The organism is Paenibacillus sp. EC2-1 (assembly GCF_049311625.1).
Taxonomy (GTDB): domain Bacteria; phylum Bacillota; class Bacilli; order Paenibacillales; family Paenibacillaceae; genus Paenibacillus_AQ.
Window position 1 is genome coordinate 4,180,280 of record NZ_CP186006.1, and the last position, 18,943, is coordinate 4,199,222.

The window sequence follows — 18,943 nt, forward strand, 5'->3', positions numbered from 1 at the left end:
CGATGAAAAAAATGAGGTTGCTACAACAAATTCATGATGCAGGTGTTGTTGCCGTGCTTCGCGCTGATTCACCAGAAGAAGTAGTACGCATGGCTAAGAAGGCAATTGAGGGTGGAATCAAAGTTATGGAGATCACCATGACGGTTCCTTTTGCGACAGAGGCCATCACGGAATTATCTAAAGCTTATTCCTCTGCCGATCCACTTACAGATAATTACGCTATTATTGGAGCTGGTACCGTTCTTGATCCCGAAACAGCAAGACTTACGATTCTAGCAGGTGCTGAATTTGTTGTATCTCCAGGATTTAATAGCGAAACCATTATGCTCTGTAACCGTTACCGAATTCCTGTTATGCCCGGTGCAGTCACTGTGCATGATATCGTGGCATCACTGGAGCTTGGTGTTGATGTCGTAAAACTATTCCCCGGCAATCTCTATTCTCCATCTGTCATTCCTTCTCTGCGTGGACCATTGCCTCAAGCAAACATTATGCCAACAGGCGGTGTCAGCCTGGATAATCTAGCTGAATGGATACTTGCGGGTGCTTTTGCCGTTGGCATAGGCTCTGATCTAACGAAAGAAGCGGTCAAAACAGGGAATTATCAATTAATTGCTGAGAAGGCAAGCGCTTATGTCCAAGCTTTTCAAGATGCGAAACGTCAAACCATTATCCAGCATGTATAGCATACTGTCTTACCTACAGAAGGCCGCTCAAGGATAATCCCTGGCGGCCTTACTTCTTCTGTTTATACGTACTAATTAAAGTATGCTTCTCTTCTTCTCTTCTTCTCTTCTTCACTTCTTCCTAGCCCAACGTCGCTGTGTGCACATACCTGTGGTGAACCCGCCAGATACAATGGTAAATATGGATAAAATAAAGGTTTCACCTGACAGTAATAAACCACCAACTCCGATAATAACTGCATCCATTAATAGAATAATGACACCCACATTCAAAGGAATTCGCCTCGAGAGAAAGTGTGCAAGCAAATCTGTTCCACCCGTGCTTGTCTCAAACCGAAGCATGATTCCGAGCCCCGCCCCGATGAGTAGCCCTCCGACTGAAGCGCTGGGAATAGCTCCGATCGAAACATTTTGCTGAAAAAATGATTGTAAGGGCGATAACAGATCAATGACAAACGATGAAATTAGCATTCCCGTCAAGCTGTTATAGAAAATCTCTCGGTTTAACAGCCATGCGGCCATGAACATTGGGATGCTGCACAATATAATAACAAAACCAATATGTACATCCAACATATAATTGGTAATCAGCGCAATGCCAATTACACCCCCATCGAGTATCTTGTGTGGTACAAGGAAGAAGTTTGTCCCTGCGGCGATCAGAAAACTCCCAAGAACAATAACGATATACTTGATTAAGGTCTGCATATAGAACAGCTCCAAACATAGGAATGTTTATTCATATGCTTGTCAGAAGAAAAGTTTTACTCCATGTTAGATATTTTTTTCTAAAAAATAACAAATATTTACCATCAGTAAAATCTACCACTCTGCAAAGTTATATCGTTTGTATCAAGAGGCCATTACACTATATACTGGTAACTAGGAAACTCTCACAGTATAGAAGAGGTGAACTATTCATGGATCAAATGAAAGAGGCGTATGAGAAGCTTGGACTTCCAGAAACAGCAACCTCAGAAGAGCTGGATGACCGATACACCCTGCTCATGCGCCAGACCCGTTCAGAGCAACGGCGGAATCCGGATAAGTCAGATGAAGTGGAAGAACGTTTTGCGGAAGTTACGAAAGCTTACAATTTTATTTTGGAAGAGGAGAAACGCAAATCCCTGGAAGAATTGAGTCGTCAAAAATACGGTAAATTTAAAGGTATGGCCGGCGCAGCGGAGAAGACAGAACATTTTTTCCGCTACTATAGATACCATGTTCTGGGTGGACTTGCCCTCATCGGCATTATCATCTATATCATCATTAGTATTTTCGATCATCGGGCAGAGCAGGAACGCCTTGCTAAGCTACCACCTGTAGATCTATCGGTCATGTTCTTAGGTAGCTATATCACCCCGGATGGAAGTCAAAATTACAAGCCAATTGAAGATGCGATTTTGGCACAGTTCCCAGATTGGAAACGAGTTGAGATCAATGTAACTTACGTTCCAGAAATTGATTCCGGCAATCCGAACGATGCCGCTCTTCTTCAGAAAGCTATGCTCGTACTTGCCACCGAACGACCGGACTTATATATTATGGATCAGGGCGCATTTGACTGGGTTGGTAACCAAGGGATGATACGAAGCCTTGAGCCTGAACTTGAGGGGGAGCTGAAGTCACTAGTTACTCCCGATCTGCTGAAGAAGACCAAACAAGATGAAGAACCTACAGAACAAGTGTATGCCGTGAATATTATAGACAGCCCGCTTTCAGAAGAGCTTCCTATAGCGAAAAAGGACATGTTCGCAGGTGTCCGTGCAGGATCAGAGAAAGAAGCTAACGCGTTAGCGTTTATCAAACACTACTTGGAAGCTTCCAAAACAAATAAATAACACAATTAATGTCAAAAGCTCCTTTCTTGAGGGAAGAATGCATACCCTCTGAAGGAGCTTTTCAATTCCGGCGTTTCCAGCCTTTGAAATCAGGCTTAACCTTGCTATAATAAAAGGAATTTGATTGAGTTAAAGGGAGATGTTCATGTCTGGAAAAATAAAAATATTCGCTGACAGCACTTGTGACTTACCGTCCACGTGGATTGAAAAACACGACATTGGCATCATACCATTATATGTTGTTTTTGGGGAAGATTCACTTCGTGATGGAATTGATATCACACCTGTCGAGTTGTACGCTAAAGTCGAAGAAACGGGAAGTCTTCCAAAGACTGCTGCTCCGTCGCCTTCTGATTTTATCGCTGCATTTACACCATCGATTGAACAGGGTGACGATATATTATATATCAGCCTTTCTTCTGAGCTGTCCTCTACATATCAAAATGCCTTGATTGCTGCGGATGAGATGCCGCCAGGGCGCGTCACTGTAGTCGATTCGAGGAATCTCTCCTGCGGTATTGGACTCCTTGTTATGAAAGCAGTCCATGCGGCTAATGAGGGCTCCTCCATTCCACAAATCGTAGATTTGCTGAACAAATACACAGGCCAAGTTGAATCCGAATTTGTTATTGATACGCTTGATTATTTATACAAAGGTGGGCGCTGTTCTGGGATGCAAAACCTGATCGGTAGCTTGCTCAAAATCAGGCCTGTCATTAAAGTTGTGAACGGTAGCATGACACCTGCTTATAAGGTTCGTGGAAAGAAAGAAAAAGCACTTGAACAAATGTTAAGCAATGCACTCGACAAGGTCAAGGATATGGATAATGATCTCATTATCGTTGTACATGCTATGGCTGAATCGGAGGCACGCTTCCTTCAAAAGGCCCTTCAAGAAAAGACAGGAGCAAGAGAAGTCGGTCTTTCGACTGCGGGCTGTGTTATAAGCAGCCACTGTGGGCCTCATACCGTTGGACTCATGTATACCAAGAAACCGAATGTATAGCATTGAACAATAGGATTTTATAGTGAACGGCCATTCTGTCTTAGCAAAAGCTAGCAGAATGGCCGTTCATTGTTTTATTCATCACAATCATCTTGTACAGTCTGAATGGGTAAGAAAAATCTAAATACTGAGCCTGCCCCTTCTACACTATCCACAAAAATAGAACTGCCCATAAGCTCAACAAGCTGTTTACAAATGGCAAGCCCTAAGCCTGTACCACCGTATTTTCGGTTAATTACAGGGTGCAGCTGGGAAAATGATAAGAATAATTCATCGAGCTTATCTGCTGGAATTCCTATTCCTGTATCTGCTATGGAAAACTCAAGTGAGAGATTGTCCGAATCGTTTGATCCAACGGGAGTAATCGTTACAGTGACTTGTCCCTGCTCGGTGAATTTCAATGCATTCCCTATGAGATTCACAAGAATCTGCTTAACTCGAATCGGATCGGCTATGATTAGATTTGGAACTCCCTCCTCAACAACTGCTTTGAAGAGCAATCCTTTCTCAGAGGCTTGTCCCATGAATAATTCCATAACCTCGTTTACCAATTCTCGAAGATCAAACATCGCAGGTTTTAATACCATCTTACCCGCCTCCATCTTACTGAAGTCGAGAATATCGTTCAGGATAGACAGAAGAGATTCCGAACTCGATCTAAGAATGTCAACGTAACTTCGCTGTTCCTCATTCAGGTCACTGTCAAGCAGCAGCTCCGTCATCCCAATCATTCCATTCATTGGAGTACGAATTTCATGACTCATCATGCTCAGAAATTGAGACTTGACCTGAGCTGTTCGCTCAGCTAATTCTTTTGCCCTCATAATCTCACGCTCGGTTGTAATATCATTAAAAACGACAACAGCTCCCTTAATTTCCCCTTGATCCATGATCGGATTCGTATGGTATGAAACTAAGAAACTTGATCCATCTTTTCTCCAGAACACATCCTCATTTACGACACGACTTCTACCATCGCGAATCGTCTGATAGATGGGACAGTTCGACATCTCATGATGTGAGCCGTCAGCCTGGGTATGATGAATGAAATCATGACTGTTCAAGCCCGTAAATTCATCCTTGTCATATCCGAGCATTTCCGCTCCTGCAGGATTGATAAATATGGATTTCCCCTCTCGGTCCAGCCCATAAATCCCTTCCGAAACCGAATTTAAGATCAAGCTATGCTGACTGCTCAACTTCTTAATTTGTTCAATATACAATTTTTCGTCCGTTATATCTCGTGCAATTCCATACACACCTACGATCTGCCCCTTTATAATAATCGGAACATTCGTAATATGAACACGACGTTCTTCCCCATCCTTACGCAGTACACTGCTCTCAAAGTATTGAAGTAATCCCTGCTTGGCGAGTTCAAAGTGCTTGATCGTATTTCCTAACTCTTCAGGCATAAGTTTCTCATGAAAAGAGCCAGTTAACAGTTCCTCCTTGGTATAGCCTGTTAATACGGTTAATTGATCATTTACAGACAGATAGTTACCTTCGAGATCCAGGGAATATACACTTGAGGGGTTATATTTAAAGAGCGACTTATAACGCTGTTCGCTTTCCTCTAGTTTACTTCTAGCTATAATTTGTTCTGTAATGTCTTGAGCAATCCCATATATACCTACAATCTCTTCCTCAATCTTGATCGGGACATAGGTAATACGAGCATCACGTATGTCTCCATTCTTATGTCTAAACTGAATTTCGAAATTCTGTGATGTTCCAGATAACGCTTGGTCCATGTAACTGCTTCGATTTTTTAGACCTTCTTCACAAAACAACGCATTTTTCGGTAAACTAAATAACTCTTCCTTGTTATAACCTGTAATTCGCTCGGTTGACCGATTAGCGTCCACATACACACCTTGTGTATTCATGATATATATCGCATCTGGATGATTCTCGTATAATGATCGGTATGCGCTGCCTTCCGAAATTAACTGCTCCATGATATGAGTTTGATGGTCGCTCAATACAGCTTCATTCCTCTCTTTATGGGTCCAAAGAGAATATAACATATTTACTCAACATTAGCGCATGGATTAACTAGAGGATTGCTAAAAAAACAAAAAGAGCGGTGTTAAACCACTCTTTAAAAAATAATTATCACTCTTGGTCGAGCATTACTCCCCCAGTACTCATAAGTAGACGCTCTACGATCTGGAGAAAGTGTCCTACCCGGATAGGTTTTGTTACGTATTCCGTAAAACCTGCTTCGAGTCCTCTTTCGATGTCTACCTTCTCAGCAAATGAACTCAATGCGATCACCGGAATGTGAGAAGTCTTTTCATGCTCCTTCAAACGCTGAAGGGCTTCATAACCGTTCATCCCAGGAAGTTGAATATCCATAATGACGAGATCAACATCTTCATTCAACGCAATTTCCAAGCCCTCCTCCGCATTTACAGCTTCACGAAGGACCACATCATGAAGTCTTTTCACCACATGCTTCATTACGAGCATATTTAAATCATTATCCTCAATACATAACACTATAGAAGCCAATGGATCAATCCTCCTTAAACACAAAAAAGCCAAAAAGAAGCACAAAGGCTCCTTTTTGGCTTATGCCTAGCTCATCCGCATATGAGGATGTCTAGTTCATTACCACCAAATATAAATTTGTATAGGAACATTTAACTCAGGAATGGAAAATATAAGCGACAATCCCTTTATCCCGTTCTAGATCCCAATCAACATAAACATCCGCGAGTTCTTTACCAAACAATTCTCCGATACGATTATCCTGTCCGAATACCCTCTTCTCAAGCTTACGCTTTGTGGTCTTCAGTACATTCTCATATCCAAGCCCGATTAATTCCTTCTCTAGTAGAATCAACAGACCTTCACGAACCACGATTAATGTTCGAGAATTAATCCACCATGAATCAATCCGTTCGGGCTCCTTCTGTACCTTGGCAGTAAGAAGGGCGATTTGTTTGTGAACCTCGGCTTGTCCTTCGTAATAATTGGAAACTTGAATAGCATTTTGAAATAGTCCAACAATGATGCCTGTGGCGTTATGTAAGCCCCAATCATAGAACATCTCATCTACATCCAGACCTATCTCATTCTTCAAGTAGATAGTCAATTCTGGCAGAAGGGATTTCATTAACAGTTCGCGAGTGTAACGGAGTGCCTGTTCTTCTTCCTTACTCAAAAGAAACTTCTCAACAGGTCCGATAAAATTGCGGATGTGCAGTGTAATGCCTCTTTCGCCAATCGATACATACACTGATTCGGGGCCTTTACCAAAACGATCTCGAAGCAGCTTCCCCGTGAAGCTGGATACCTGATTAATCTGAGCTTGCGTAAACAAGATTTCACTTCCTACCGACAGAATCATTACCTTTTGACGAAGAACCATTGTACATTCGATCCATTAGAATAATATAGATCGATACTTATTCTATTATTGTAACCTTTTTTTAATAGAATACAACCTGAATAAAACAAAGGAGAACATAAATTGTATAAATGTGTATTCCCATAGTCCTTATAGAGCCTTGCTGCAGAATCACAATCAAGTATTTTCTTCCAAAAAGCGAGGCCCTTAATCGGACCTCGCTTAAGAGAAAGCTGTATAATTTACATCTCCACGCTTACTAATCCTCAGAACAAACTCCCCTGCACTCTTCCCTGCCACAATGACTATGGATAATCTTTACACCGTCGGTCGGCAAAGTATCGATCAACTCGTTACAGCCAGAGCATATGATCAGCCCCATATCCTTGCTTTTGTCCACATTCCCCGCCATCATGCTTGTTAGCGTTTTCATGTTATTCCTCCTCAGGGTTAGGTGCTTTTGAATACCATAGACAACCGACTTACAGGGTCTTCCTGTCAGCGTATTATGCAGCCAATTTCAGGCCCTGTTCTTCTTAGTGTATTGTCAAAAAAATAAACTTATGAACAAATGATTTAACTTAAAAAAATTGTGTTAATATAGCAAATTATAGGACATATAATTCATAAAAAAGATGGAGGGTACTGCTTGAACAATTTGTTACAGCTTATTAAAAAAGGTAACACCTCGTCAGGAATCGCTGCTTTAGGTAATACCGGTCTTGCGATCATTAAAGGGGTGGCCGCTTCACTCAGTGGCAGCGGTACTATGTTTGCCTCTGCCATGCACTCCGTGGCCGATGCTGTCAATCAAGCTTTTGTATTCATCGGAAGTGTTCTTGCCGAGAAGAAGCCAACCAAGAAATTCCCCTCCGGATTCGGCCGAGTCATTAACCTTGTCTGTATGGTGGCCGTTATTGTCGTCACTGTCATGGCCTATGAAACAATCTTGAAGGGCTTCAAGCTTCTGAAGCACCCTGAGGAATCAACCAACTTCTGGCTTAACTTTGTTGTATTGTTGATCGCCATCCTCATCGATGGGTCAATACTCATGAAAGCCATGAAAGAAATTCTAAAAGAAACGCGGGTGAAAGCCCATGGATTTGGGATGATTCCAGCTGCTTTTAAGAATGCAGGCCGGGCCGCTCCTCCTACCCGACTCGTGTTTTACGAAGACATTGTAGCTACATTAGGTGCCTTGTTTGCGCTAGTTGCTATCATTTTTGCTCATTTCCTTGACTTCACTCTTCTCGATGGAATAGCTACGATTCTTATCGGACTCCTCATGATTGGTGTAGCTTTTAAGGTAGGTTACGATAACATGGTAGGTCTAATTGGAGTTGCTGCTCCGAAAGATGTGGAAGAGAAAATATCTCAGACCCTCTTATCGGATCCTGATGTACGCGATATCAATCGTCTGCGGATTTTACAAGAGGGCAGAACCTATCATGTGGAAGCATACATTGAACTGCGCACTGGAATGACCTTAGCAGAAGCAGGCCGTACTAAGACTAGAATTAATGCCCTGTTACTTAAAGATCCAGATATCGCAGACGTCGTTCTAGGCATTCTTGAAGATGATGGAATTAAGCTCTGGAATCCAAATTATGATATAGAGTCATAATGACTGAGTTTATAGATAACAATAAACGGCAGGTTCAGAGGAAAGCTCTGACCTGCCGTTTTTCATTTCCTGTTTTATAAGTTCAGAATTAAAGGTTATGTGCTATTTACAGCGGTTAAGAAACTCTACCATACGGGCATAGGCAACTTTCTCATTGGCTTTTTTCGTAATGCCGTGACCTTCATCCTCGAATACCAAATACTCCACATCGCGTCCTTTTGCACGCAAGGCTTCAACGATCTGATCCGATTCTTCCTTCACAACACGGGGATCATTCGCCCCTTGAATAATGAGCATCGGGTTAACCATGTTATCCAGATACGTAATCGGTGAATCCTTAATAAATCGTTCACGGTCCCGCTCGGGGTCCCCCAGCCAGCGCTCCATGATCGGCTTCCAGTGCTCAGGTACCGAATTATTAAATGTAAATAGATTGCTTACACCAACAATATCAATGGCCGCAAGGAAGTACTCAGGATTACGCCCTGCAAGCAGGAGCGTCATATACCCACCATAACTGCCACCCATAACAAACAATTTCTCACGGCTTGATATCCCCTGCTCGAATAACCAATCCATCCCAGCCAAACAATCCTTACGCGGACCCTCGCCCCAGTCTTGCTCAACTAACTTCACGAAAGAACTGCCATAACCGGTGCTACCACGGAAGTTCGGACAGAAAATATTGTAGCCCTGCGCAGTAATATATTGAAACATGGCACGAAATTGCTTGCGTTCAGCCGCTTGTGGTCCGCCGTGTGGCCAGAATACTGTATAGCCATTCGCTAGGTCCTCTTTGGCACGGTATAGAAGCGCTTCAATCTCCATACCATCAAACGATGGGTATGTAATAACGTCCGGAGATACAAGGTCATCCTCAGACAACCCTGTCATGACGTTTCGGGTTAGCATACTCCATGTCCCATCTTGATAGCGATAGATATTATGCGGCTTTACTGCTCCGCGGGCCAGAACATACAGGTTACCCGATTTTGCTACCGTTAGTTGCTCTACAATATCGGATGGAAGCGGAATCGACATAAGTTCTTCACTATCAAGTGAATATCGATAAAGCTTATCCTCAACCCCCTTTTCGGTCACTACGTAAACTGTACGCGATTCTTTATGATATCGCATCAGACTGATACTCTCTTGTTCAATATGACACAGTGGCTTGAATGCTTGATTAGGTATGTCGTATTGCGCAATATACGTGAACTCCGAATCAAAGTTAGTCGCGAACAACAGCGTATCGTTGTCGAGAAAAATAACATCACCGGCAATATGAACTTGTTCCGGAGAAGGAGTCAGGCATTGATCTTCCATACCTTCACGTCGTACAAAACTTAAGAAATATGTATTAGCATATACTTTTGTATACACCAAACTGTCCTCATCTGGACTCACTGCAGCCAATTCGGTTGTCGTATCCTTCCCTTCAATCAAAAGCTTATCCTGCTTCGACTCTAGGTCATACACATGTGAATTCATAAAGGAAGGATTATCCTTGGAGGTGCTGTAATACAGACGCTTTCCATCTTCGGATAGTTGTACAAAATAATGCTTATCCTCTGAAGAAGCAGATTCAAATAAGGGCATTGGGTCTCCACCGTTCCAACGCAGTGCATGGAATTGGTAGTTCTCATTACCATCACGGTCAAATGCCGTTAATATGTGTCTTCCTTCTGGGTCCAGCTTAATAAAGCTGCTGATCTGGTCGTTATAGGTAAGAGGATATGGAAATGATGTTTCCTTGTTCAAATCCATAGCCCATAAGTTAAACTTACCATTCAAGTTGCTGCTGAAGACCAACCGTGACTCATCCATATCCACCCCAAAAGAACGAATAATGTACGTTTGAAAAAATTGCTCCACATCCGGCTTAGGAAATTGAATCATTGCATTGCCTCCCCTATCCAAAACATATGATTTTACAGGTAAATAGACTCTCCCCCTGCATAAATCTAATTATATCGTATTCGATTGGTAAATAAATCAAACCAGGGGTGTATGCCACCTCATTCTTTAGTCGTAACCTAGAACACAAATAAAGCAGGCTGCCCATGAGTTCTCTCTGGGCAGCCTGCTTTAGTTCATCTTTTTATTTTGTAACGGATCTATCTGATTTCAGCATCTCTATAATAAAACCAATTAGAGCACCTACAATCGCGGGAATGACCCAACCTATCCCCTTCTCATACAGTGGAATATACTTAAACCACGTTGTTATGAAGTCGATCGATATATTGGCCTCCTTCAATCCATCAAAGATACTGATGATCACGGTGGCAATCATGGCCCCAGCATAAACATAAGGAGACACATGGAATAAGCGATCTAAGAATGAAAGGAGTATAAGCACAATAGATACTGGATAAATCACGAGCAGGACAGGTACCGAGATGGAAATGATCTGATTTAGTCCCAGATTAGATACTAACAGTCCAAGCACACATATGATAAATGCAACCCAATTGTAACTAGCCCTACGGATAAGTGTTGAGAAATATTGACCACAAGCAGCTACGAGACCGATACAAGTCGTAAGACAAGCAAGGGTTACGATAAATGCAATCAGAATTAGACCGTATTTACCGAATAACGCTTGTACAACAACGGTGAGCAGTTGACCGCCATTCTCTGCATACCCGAAAGATTCAACGCTCGTTACTCCGATGTATCCGAGAGCAGCGTATACCAACGAAAGACCGATCGCAGCTACGATCGCAGCTTGGATTGCTGCCTTAGCAATGAGCTTGTTGTCCTCCACACCCTTCATCCGTATTGCATTAATCACAACCACACCGAAGGCAAGTGCAGCAATCGTATCCAACGTTAAATATCCCTCCATAAACCCTTTGAAGAAGGGGGATTCAACGTACTCTTGAACTGCAGGTTGTGCAGATCCTTGAGGATTCAGCATGGCTGCAACAAACAATCCCGCTACCCCCAACAGAAGTAGAGGTGTCAGCACGTTACCGATCCGGTCCACAAGCTTAGACGGATTCAAACTAGCCCAAAATACTACACCAAAAAACACCAGTGTATACGCGAACAGCACCCAGCCGCTCGATTTCAATGATTCAGGAACAAATGTCTGCGCACCCATCTCAAACGCCACGTTTGCTACTCTAGGAATAGCCATCGAGGGACCTATCAGAATATACACCACGATTGTAAATACAATTCCGAATTTCGGATGTATTCGTCCAGCTAGCTCTTGCATATTCCGACCTGAAAGTGCAATCGCAACGATCGTCAGTAACGGCAACCCAACACCTGTCATAATAAATCCTAGAATAGCTGGCCAAAATTGCTCTCCTGCTTGTTGTCCTAAGATCGGCGGAAAAATTAGATTTCCTGCTCCGAAGAACAACGAAAACAGCATTAGCCCTATGAAGAAAATATGGGTCTTGGATATGGTTTTCATTAAGAACCTCCTGAAAATCTCTCTTAGCTGTCATTTAATAAAAAAAACGTCCCACGAAGGGACGGATTATACTACACATGATCACCCAATACCGACTTAAAAAGATCGGTGTGAATCATTCACCTGCATTCATCCATTTTAATTATTGCTTCAAGCATTTTCTCATGATGTTATCAGTATTGTCAAGTTACTAGCCCATCTCATAAAATCCATTTTAAGGATATTTATTTTATGATTAGCAGCAATCTAACATCGGTGTATATAACGGGAGTGGAAACCAACCTACAGGAATGTTTTCAGGTTCATTCCCCGTAGAAAATGCAGTATAAGAACTAAGCGGCGAGAACAGCAGGGCAGTTGCTTCTCTTGCAGATAATACGGCATCCGGTTGGATCACACCATTTGCATCTTCAACACGCTGTACGCTCACTTCCCCATTCCTCACTTGAATATCAATAGTTTCAGCATTCTCGATCTTTAACACGTACCTTCCATCCTGAATTCTTCTCTCAGAAACCTTACATTTCATAAAGGCTTCGATAACCGGAGTATAAAGGAATACATTGTAATTATGTTGATAAGTAGTCCTATAGGTATCACACACGCTGCCCAGCAAGGTAATCTTGTCCCTGTCATAAGCAGGCAGTGAGAAGTGTAGCTCTGTCAGACGTTTAACAGACATCAATGACTTACAAACAACAGGCAACAACTCTGGATCGACAAGCATAATCTCTAAGATCGAGCCGTTCTCCTGGGATAGACTAAGATAACCTGCAAATTGTCCTCCCTGAGTAATAACGTATGGATGGGTATTCCATGTATGCAGTATATCCACGAATTGCTCTTTGTTTCTTGCCCCACTAACTAACCCTTTTTCATATAAGTTAAAGGCATCTCCAAGTGAAGCTGAATCCTCCAATAATTCTTCAAATCGGATATCATCCGCATTCAATCCCTTAAACTTATGCCGAACGTTATCACTAGTTAGTGTGAAATCCATCTTTATCCCTGCGGGCTCATAACCGAAATATTCATATCGCTGTCTTTGTCCACCCAGCACACTGAAGTGGTAGCCTTCAACTTTCATCTCATCTAACGCGAATTGAAGCAACTTCTGCATATATCCTTTTCCTCTTGCTCGCGGATGGACCGACACCGTCCCCACACAACCAACCTTGAGCACGGTACCCGCCACATGAAAGTGGAGTGGTAATACACAGAGCATCGCACGAATTCTACCGTCTTCTTTTACTAAATAGTGAAATTCTTGAGTCCTCTTCCCTTCCCCATATAACTTTGGAATCATTTGTGCAAAATCATGTGGTGCTGTGGCTGTACTGAATATGTAATCTGCAAAATCCACGATATCCTGGGCGTCTTCTACTGAACCTTTACAGTAATTTTCCATGTATCTTCCTCCAAATATGTGTAATTTAAGGGACAAAGTGCATGCTATCCTCAAGCATATCCAATCCATTGGATTGACCTGATAGCGTTTACATATATTCACTACAAATATATCATATACCGCATTCCAAGAATGTGACTTGTTCAGATGATCGTCTATTCTATGGACCCAGTGCTTACGTTAAAAAGGTTGTATGCGAAAAGTTATTTATTCATATCAGAAGCATATGATTTATGATATTGTTGAATTGGTTTAATTTACCTCATCCTCTGTTCACTATACTTCATACGAACTAGACTTCTTATAATAAGTATTTCACTAACTGGAGGAATTACTTTTGAACACTGTGCTCATTCTGGTCTCCATCATCCTGTTTACTGGACAAACGTTATCGATGAAGCTGATCCAATCTAACCTATTCAGAGAACGGCTGTTGATCTATTCGGGTTTTACTTTAATAGCCGCCATTGGCTTACTACTATTTAGTTTATTTCAACCAGAGGTACGCGAGATTCATCCTATAACCCTCATGTTCGGCATTTTATTTGGTCTTGGATTTATGCTGACCATTATTTTTTATAATCTCGCGATCAGCACCGGCCCCCTTTCGTATACTGCTTTTTACTTTGCCGCTAGCATGCTCATTCCCACATTTATAGGATTCATTGCCTTTAATGAATTACTGACGATAGCTGCTATCATTGCAGTCTTTTTATTCCTTGGTGCATTCTACTTCATAAATGTAAATCCAAATTCGAAGAAGGAGAACACCAAGAAAGGTGATCGATGGCTGCTGTATTGCCTTCTGACATTTCTATTTAACGGTTTACTTGGAGTTATTCAAAAGTTTCATCAATATCAATTGGAAGGAACTCAAGCCACGGGGCTAATGCTTGTTGGTTTTTGTTCTGCATTTGTATTTTATTGGATTGCCTACAGTATTCAGTACGTTAGAGACAAGAAAAGTGCACAACTGACGCTCTTACAAGAAAGCACTACACTGTGGCATAATATCCTCCCTATGGTCCTGCTTGCATCCACATCACTCATCGGGAATATTATCATGACATTTCTCTCCGGCGTCGTACCTAGCTTCTATCTGTACCCTCTCGTTCAGGGCAGCGTGATCGTCTCAATCACCCTCTGCTCCATGCTGTTATTCCGTGAGAAGCTCACCACGTACGGCAAATTAGGCATTACACTTGGTGTAATCGCTATTGTTGTCATAAATTTTTAAGACAGATTATAAATAGAGAGGCTGTCCCAAAAAATTTAGGATCATGCGAGATGGCCTCGTTTGTTGTTGTGAGGCGCTCCGCGTACGAAACGTTCCTCCCCTCGCTGTTGCCCCCAAATTTCCGGTAATATTTCTAGCAAGGAAGAAATTCGGGGGCAAAGGCGATCGCTACCGCTGGTCCGGAATCGTTTCGTTCTCTTCGCTGCTTCGTGCATATCCATCCAAAAACAGATAGCACAAAGAAACCGCCCTTTAGTAGAATGGAAGTGACTAAGCCACCATCTATAAAGGAGCGGTTTCATTTGTACATTCAATATATCATGGATCAACTTTGCCTGCCTATGGATTGAGACATCTCCGAACATCATCTTTCCCAACTCGTCAATATCGCTGTTATCGTCTGGACGACCAGATTTTTACCGCTGCCTATCCCGGTGGCGGCCGAGATAACTACCAGCTGAAGTTGCTTACCAAAGTCGTCCTTTAAGCCTACACTCAGTACTTCTACTGATCCCGAAAAATCGCAAAGTCGTACGCGAAAACATTTGGTCGAAACCGGATACTTCAAGTTAGAACACTACTTCCTAGATGGCACCAAGAAAACTACAATTATTTGGAAAAAGATCGGATTCAGGCCGTGGTAAAGTACAGTACATATTACAAAGAGAAATCAAAGAAATGCTAAGAGGATAAATGAAGGAACTGTCCCTAAGCAGAAAAATCTACTATTGGGACATCTTCTTTTTTCATCACACAATTATGTCTCGCTCTGACCAACCAGAAGCTCAAGATTTCGAATCAGCTCTTCCAGTTCTTTAAAGCTGGTCACGATTTCATTTACCATCGCTTTCTGTTCTTCCATACTTGCCAGAATCTCTTCTGAAGCAGCACTGGATTGTTGTGAAACAGCAGAGATAGACTCTACTTCGCCTATGATTCCACCTGAAGATCTCTTAATCATTGCTGTCTGTACATCCAGACGATCGGCATGGCTCGCTACCTGACCTGCAATGTCATTCAACTGCTGAAATACTTCCTTGGATACTGCGGCCGCATTTCGGCTCTGATCAATCGCTACCTGCCCTTGTTCTACCTGCGCTGTTAAGGAGGAAGTCATTCCAATAACCTTATCAAGAACACCGGCAATCTCTTCAGCTGAGCGACTAGAATGTTCTGCCAATTTCCGAACCTCTCCCGACACTACCGCGAAGCCCTTCCCATGTTCCCCCGCTCTTGCTGCCTCGATAGCTGCATTTAACGCAAGAAGATTGGTCTGTTTCGCAATATCCTGAATCGTTGTCAGGATCATGCCAATTTCTCTGCTCTGGTCGTTAAGCTCGTTCATTGACCGCACAATATGATGAACAATATCACTAACCTCATTTACTCCGGTAAAAAGCTCCTCTATCTGTCTATTCCCGTGTACAACCGCTTCGACCGTTTCATCTGAGAGATGTTTCATTTGTTCAGAGCTGCCCGCAACACTAGTAATCTCCTTGTCAGCACCATTCAAGATACCAGAAATTTCACCTACACTAACGGCTTGATGCTCAATCCCCTTGTTTACTTCAGCAAAACCTACAGCAATCTCTGAAGTAATACTTCCCGTATGCTTCACGTTCTCCTGCAGCTTCACATTAAATGAGCTCAGCGTAAAAATGGATTGCTTCAATTCAACAAATAAATGCTCAACTTGCTCTTTGGCTTCATAGACTTCTCGTGTATTCCGGTAGGTCTCATGAATAAGGCGCTGAAATAAAAAAGAGATCATCAGAAGAATACTGAGGTTGATTAAAAATTCGGTGTTACTGCCACTAGAAATCACTTCTCTGGTCGCTTCATTCGGGTATAATGAAAACCAATTAATAATACCAAGTGACAGGATTCCGTATACAAGAAGGGGCTTATATGAAGGATAGATGGTTAAGACCGCTGTAAAAGCGATCATCATGGTAAGTGAAGGCTGTACAGCAGTAAGCGAAAACATCAGTACGGCCATTAACACGGCAATCAGATACGGAAAATAAGAAGAAAGCCAGCGTTTCCTATGAATAACATCAATGAGTCCTACTACCAACGCACAACCCGCACCTAATATCAGGGTAACTATAATATCGTATGAAAGTGTAGACAACACAACAATTACCGCAGCTAGTACCCAAAAAAACCGAACAATTAACGTACTCCGGCTTACCATTAATTGCTCAAAGTAACTTTGTTCCTTATGATCTTTTGACATATTCAACTCTCCTTTAGACGTTCCACATATACCATTTATCGTCAAATAATGTCGAAATTTAAGCTTTTTAATTTTTTTATTCTTGATCAGTCATAAAAAAACCTTGAGTCGCTGTAATAGCACTCAAGGTTTCTTCATCGTCTTATAAGTTCACTTTGTATAACATAACAGATTGCGTTCTTACTTTTATTTGTACATATATTCCAAATGGATAAGGATTACCTAGCAATTCGAGGGATATTAGACTTGTACCAAACCTAATATCATAACAACCCTCATCAAATGAGGATTCTAGCTGCCCTGTCAAAATGGTAAACTCTCGCTCATTCTTAATCGAGTGTTCTGCAGTTTCTGATGGAGTAACATCCATATCCCATATCAGGACATTAGGAATTTCTATTTCAACCTCATATTGACTGCCAACGATTGGCGCTTCACCTGCAAAATAAGCACTCGCCGTTCCCTGTTCAGATTGGAATGTGACCATACAGCGATCTTTCAGCCGTAATCCTACACTCGTTATTGTGATGTACATTATTAATGTCTCCCTTACATTAATAACAGTGCCAACGCACCGTCCATTTCGCACTTTAGTAAATCCATTTTGTCACGCTTCCTAAAGCTTTGTCAAAGCGCCCTATTTCCGCATATCGTCACGAAAATCCCATATATATGATAAGAATCATCTTTTTCAACTACAAGGGGGGATTTCTCGTGCATCAAGACGAGATTGCGGAACTGGAACGATCCATCTCAGAAATAACGGAAATCGCTACTGGCTTTGGCCTTGATTTTTACCCCATGAGATATGAAATTTGCCCGGCAGATATCATATACACTTTCGGGGCTTACGGCATGCCTACTCGCTTCAGCCATTGGAGCTTTGGAAAAACCTTCAATAAAATGAAGATGCAGTATGATTTTGGCCTGAGTAAAATATATGAGCTAGTCATTAACTCTAACCCTTGTTATGCCTTTTTGCTCGATGGAAACTCACTCATACAGAACAAGCTTATTGTTGCCCACGTTCTGGCGCACTGTGACTTCTTCAAGAATAATGCCCGCTTCTCCGTCTCTAATCGTAATATGGTCGAGAGTATGTCTGCTACCGCTGAGCGAATAAGCCGCTACGAACTAGAACATGGAACAGATGCTGTTGAGAAATTTATCGATGCCGTTTTGGCCATCCAAGAGCACGTAGATCCACAGATTCTCAGACCCGAAAAGCTCGATAAGCAGCGGTATACGGAACGAATTATTCAAGGACAGAAAGACGATGCGAAACGGCACAAGTTTATTGGCCCATACGACGATCTGTGGGAGACAGACATAAATAAAGAAGCACCAGCTGCAAAAGAAGGCCCACTCCAGCGGAACTTTCCACCTGTTCCGGAGAAAGATATCATGTGGTTCATTCAGGAGCATTCTGAAATCTTGGAGGATTGGCAGCGAGACATTATGAGTATGCTGCGTGAGGAGATGTTATATTTCTGGCCTCAGATGGAGACGAAGATCATGAACGAAGGCTGGGCTTCCTACTGGCATCAGCGCATTTTACGCGAGATGGACCTCACCAGTGAAGAGACTGTTGAATTCGCTAAGCTTAACGCATCCGTCGTGCAGCCTTCTCGTCACAGTCTGAATCCTTACTATCTGGGACTGAAAATATTTGAAGATATTGAACGCCGATGGAATCGGGAGAAAATGTTCGAAGTCCGCGAATACGACTCCGACATCTCGTTCTTACGCAATTATATGACGAAAGATCTTGTTAACGATCTTGATCTGTATGTCTTTGAGAAAAAAGGGCCTGAGTGGAAGATCACCGACAAAGCATGGGAGAACATCCGCGATCAACTGGTCGTATCCCGTGTAAACGGCGGATCGCCATATCTTGTTGTACAGGACGGAGATTACCATCGATTCGGTGAGCTAATGATTAAGCATCAATATGAAGGCATGGAGCTGGATTTGAAGTATATGGAGCGCACGCTTCCTTACGTCTATCACCTCTGGGGTAAACCTGTTCATCTGCACAGCGTAGTTGAGAACAAACCTATCATGTTCTCCTATGACGGTAAAAAGCTGCATCGTCGTTTTATTTAGAGGATTGT

Annotated in this window: 16 protein-coding genes; 6 read left to right on the plus strand and 10 right to left on the minus strand. The window is 42.3% G+C overall.

Annotated features, from left to right (window positions below; translation table 11 throughout):
• Nucleotides 1–2: 2 nt before the first annotated feature.
• Nucleotides 3–686, plus strand: a complete 684-nt coding sequence (locus tag ACK8P5_RS19475) for a bifunctional 2-keto-4-hydroxyglutarate aldolase/2-keto-3-deoxy-6-phosphogluconate aldolase (protein ID WP_422657907.1) — start codon at nt 3–5, stop codon at nt 684–686.
• Between the two features lie 111 nt (nt 687–797).
• Here ACK8P5_RS19475 and ACK8P5_RS19480 read toward each other — a convergent pair whose 3' ends face one another.
• Nucleotides 798–1,394, minus strand: a complete 597-nt coding sequence (locus ACK8P5_RS19480; RefSeq protein WP_422657908.1) for a YitT family protein — start codon at nt 1,392–1,394, stop codon at nt 798–800.
• Nucleotides 1,395–1,606: 212 nt separating this feature from the next.
• On the opposite strand from ACK8P5_RS19480, the gene ACK8P5_RS19485 reads away from it, so the two are divergent.
• Together ACK8P5_RS19485 and ACK8P5_RS19490 are read left to right on the plus strand one after the other, a co-directional pair.
• Nucleotides 1,607–2,527 carry a DnaJ domain-containing protein gene (locus ACK8P5_RS19485; protein WP_422657909.1) on the plus strand — a complete coding sequence of 307 codons (921 nt, stop codon included), beginning with the start codon at nt 1,607–1,609 and terminating at the stop codon, nt 2,525–2,527.
• A 145-nt stretch (nt 2,528–2,672) separates the two neighbouring features.
• On the plus strand, nt 2,673–3,533 hold the full coding sequence (locus ACK8P5_RS19490) for a DegV family protein (protein ID WP_422657910.1): 861 nt from the start codon (nt 2,673–2,675) through the stop codon (nt 3,531–3,533).
• Nucleotides 3,534–3,607: 74 nt separating this feature from the next.
• Here the strand turns inward: ACK8P5_RS19490 and ACK8P5_RS19495 are convergent, their stop codons facing one another.
• The 4 genes from ACK8P5_RS19495 to ACK8P5_RS19510 all read right to left on the minus strand — a co-directional run bounded on the left by ACK8P5_RS19495 (nt 3,608) and on the right by ACK8P5_RS19510 (nt 7,324).
• Nucleotides 3,608–5,494, minus strand: a complete 1,887-nt coding sequence (locus tag ACK8P5_RS19495; protein WP_422657911.1) for a PAS domain S-box protein — start codon at nt 5,492–5,494, stop codon at nt 3,608–3,610.
• A 157-nt stretch (nt 5,495–5,651) separates the two neighbouring features.
• Entirely contained in the window at nt 5,652–6,050 is a 399-nt protein-coding gene (locus ACK8P5_RS19500) for a response regulator (RefSeq protein ID WP_422657912.1), read from the minus strand.
• A 136-nt stretch (nt 6,051–6,186) separates the two neighbouring features.
• Complete coding sequence (locus tag ACK8P5_RS19505) at nt 6,187–6,864, minus strand: Na-translocating system protein MpsC family protein (protein WP_422657913.1); 678 nt, start codon at nt 6,862–6,864, stop codon at nt 6,187–6,189.
• Between the two features lie 286 nt (nt 6,865–7,150).
• Nucleotides 7,151–7,324 carry a GapA-binding peptide SR1P gene (locus ACK8P5_RS19510; RefSeq protein WP_422657914.1) on the minus strand — a complete coding sequence of 58 codons (174 nt, stop codon included), beginning with the start codon at nt 7,322–7,324 and terminating at the stop codon, nt 7,151–7,153.
• A 216-nt stretch (nt 7,325–7,540) separates the two neighbouring features.
• Here ACK8P5_RS19510 and ACK8P5_RS19515 point away from each other — a divergent pair, with 216 nt between their 5' ends.
• Nucleotides 7,541–8,515 carry a cation diffusion facilitator family transporter gene (locus ACK8P5_RS19515; RefSeq protein WP_422657915.1) on the plus strand — a complete coding sequence of 325 codons (975 nt, stop codon included), beginning with the start codon at nt 7,541–7,543 and terminating at the stop codon, nt 8,513–8,515.
• Between the two features lie 102 nt (nt 8,516–8,617).
• Here ACK8P5_RS19515 and ACK8P5_RS19520 read toward each other — a convergent pair whose 3' ends face one another.
• From ACK8P5_RS19520 to ACK8P5_RS19530, 3 genes are all read right to left on the minus strand, one after another.
• On the minus strand, nt 8,618–10,414 hold the full coding sequence (locus tag ACK8P5_RS19520) for a S9 family peptidase (protein ID WP_422657916.1): 1,797 nt from the start codon (nt 10,412–10,414) through the stop codon (nt 8,618–8,620).
• Between the two features lie 202 nt (nt 10,415–10,616).
• Complete coding sequence (brnQ, locus tag ACK8P5_RS19525) at nt 10,617–11,945, minus strand: branched-chain amino acid transport system II carrier protein (protein WP_422657917.1); 1,329 nt, start codon at nt 11,943–11,945, stop codon at nt 10,617–10,619.
• 235 nt (nt 11,946–12,180) lie between these two features.
• Nucleotides 12,181–13,353, minus strand: coding sequence for a GNAT family N-acetyltransferase (locus ACK8P5_RS19530; protein WP_422657918.1), 1,173 nt, complete (start codon nt 13,351–13,353; stop codon nt 12,181–12,183).
• Nucleotides 13,354–13,690: 337 nt separating this feature from the next.
• Between ACK8P5_RS19530 and ACK8P5_RS19535 the strand changes: the two genes are divergently transcribed.
• Nucleotides 13,691–14,590: a hypothetical protein gene (locus ACK8P5_RS19535; RefSeq protein ID WP_422657919.1), complete on the plus strand. Its 900-nt coding sequence runs from the start codon at nt 13,691–13,693 to the stop codon at nt 14,588–14,590.
• Between the two features lie 757 nt (nt 14,591–15,347).
• On the opposite strand, the gene ACK8P5_RS19540 is transcribed toward ACK8P5_RS19535, so the two are convergent.
• Nucleotides 15,348–16,829, minus strand: a complete 1,482-nt coding sequence (locus tag ACK8P5_RS19540; RefSeq protein ID WP_422657920.1) for a methyl-accepting chemotaxis protein — start codon at nt 16,827–16,829, stop codon at nt 15,348–15,350.
• A gap of 142 nt (nt 16,830–16,971) precedes the next feature.
• The gene (locus ACK8P5_RS19545) at nt 16,972–17,364 is read right to left on the minus strand and encodes a hypothetical protein (protein WP_422657921.1); all 393 of its coding nucleotides are present in this window, start codon (nt 17,362–17,364) and stop codon (nt 16,972–16,974) included.
• Between the two features lie 179 nt (nt 17,365–17,543).
• Here ACK8P5_RS19545 and ACK8P5_RS19550 point away from each other — a divergent pair, with 179 nt between their 5' ends.
• Nucleotides 17,544–18,935 (plus strand): SpoVR family protein, encoded by a 1,392-nt coding sequence (locus tag ACK8P5_RS19550; protein WP_422657922.1) that lies wholly within the window; start codon nt 17,544–17,546, stop codon nt 18,933–18,935.
• Nucleotides 18,936–18,943: the final 8 nt, after the last annotated feature.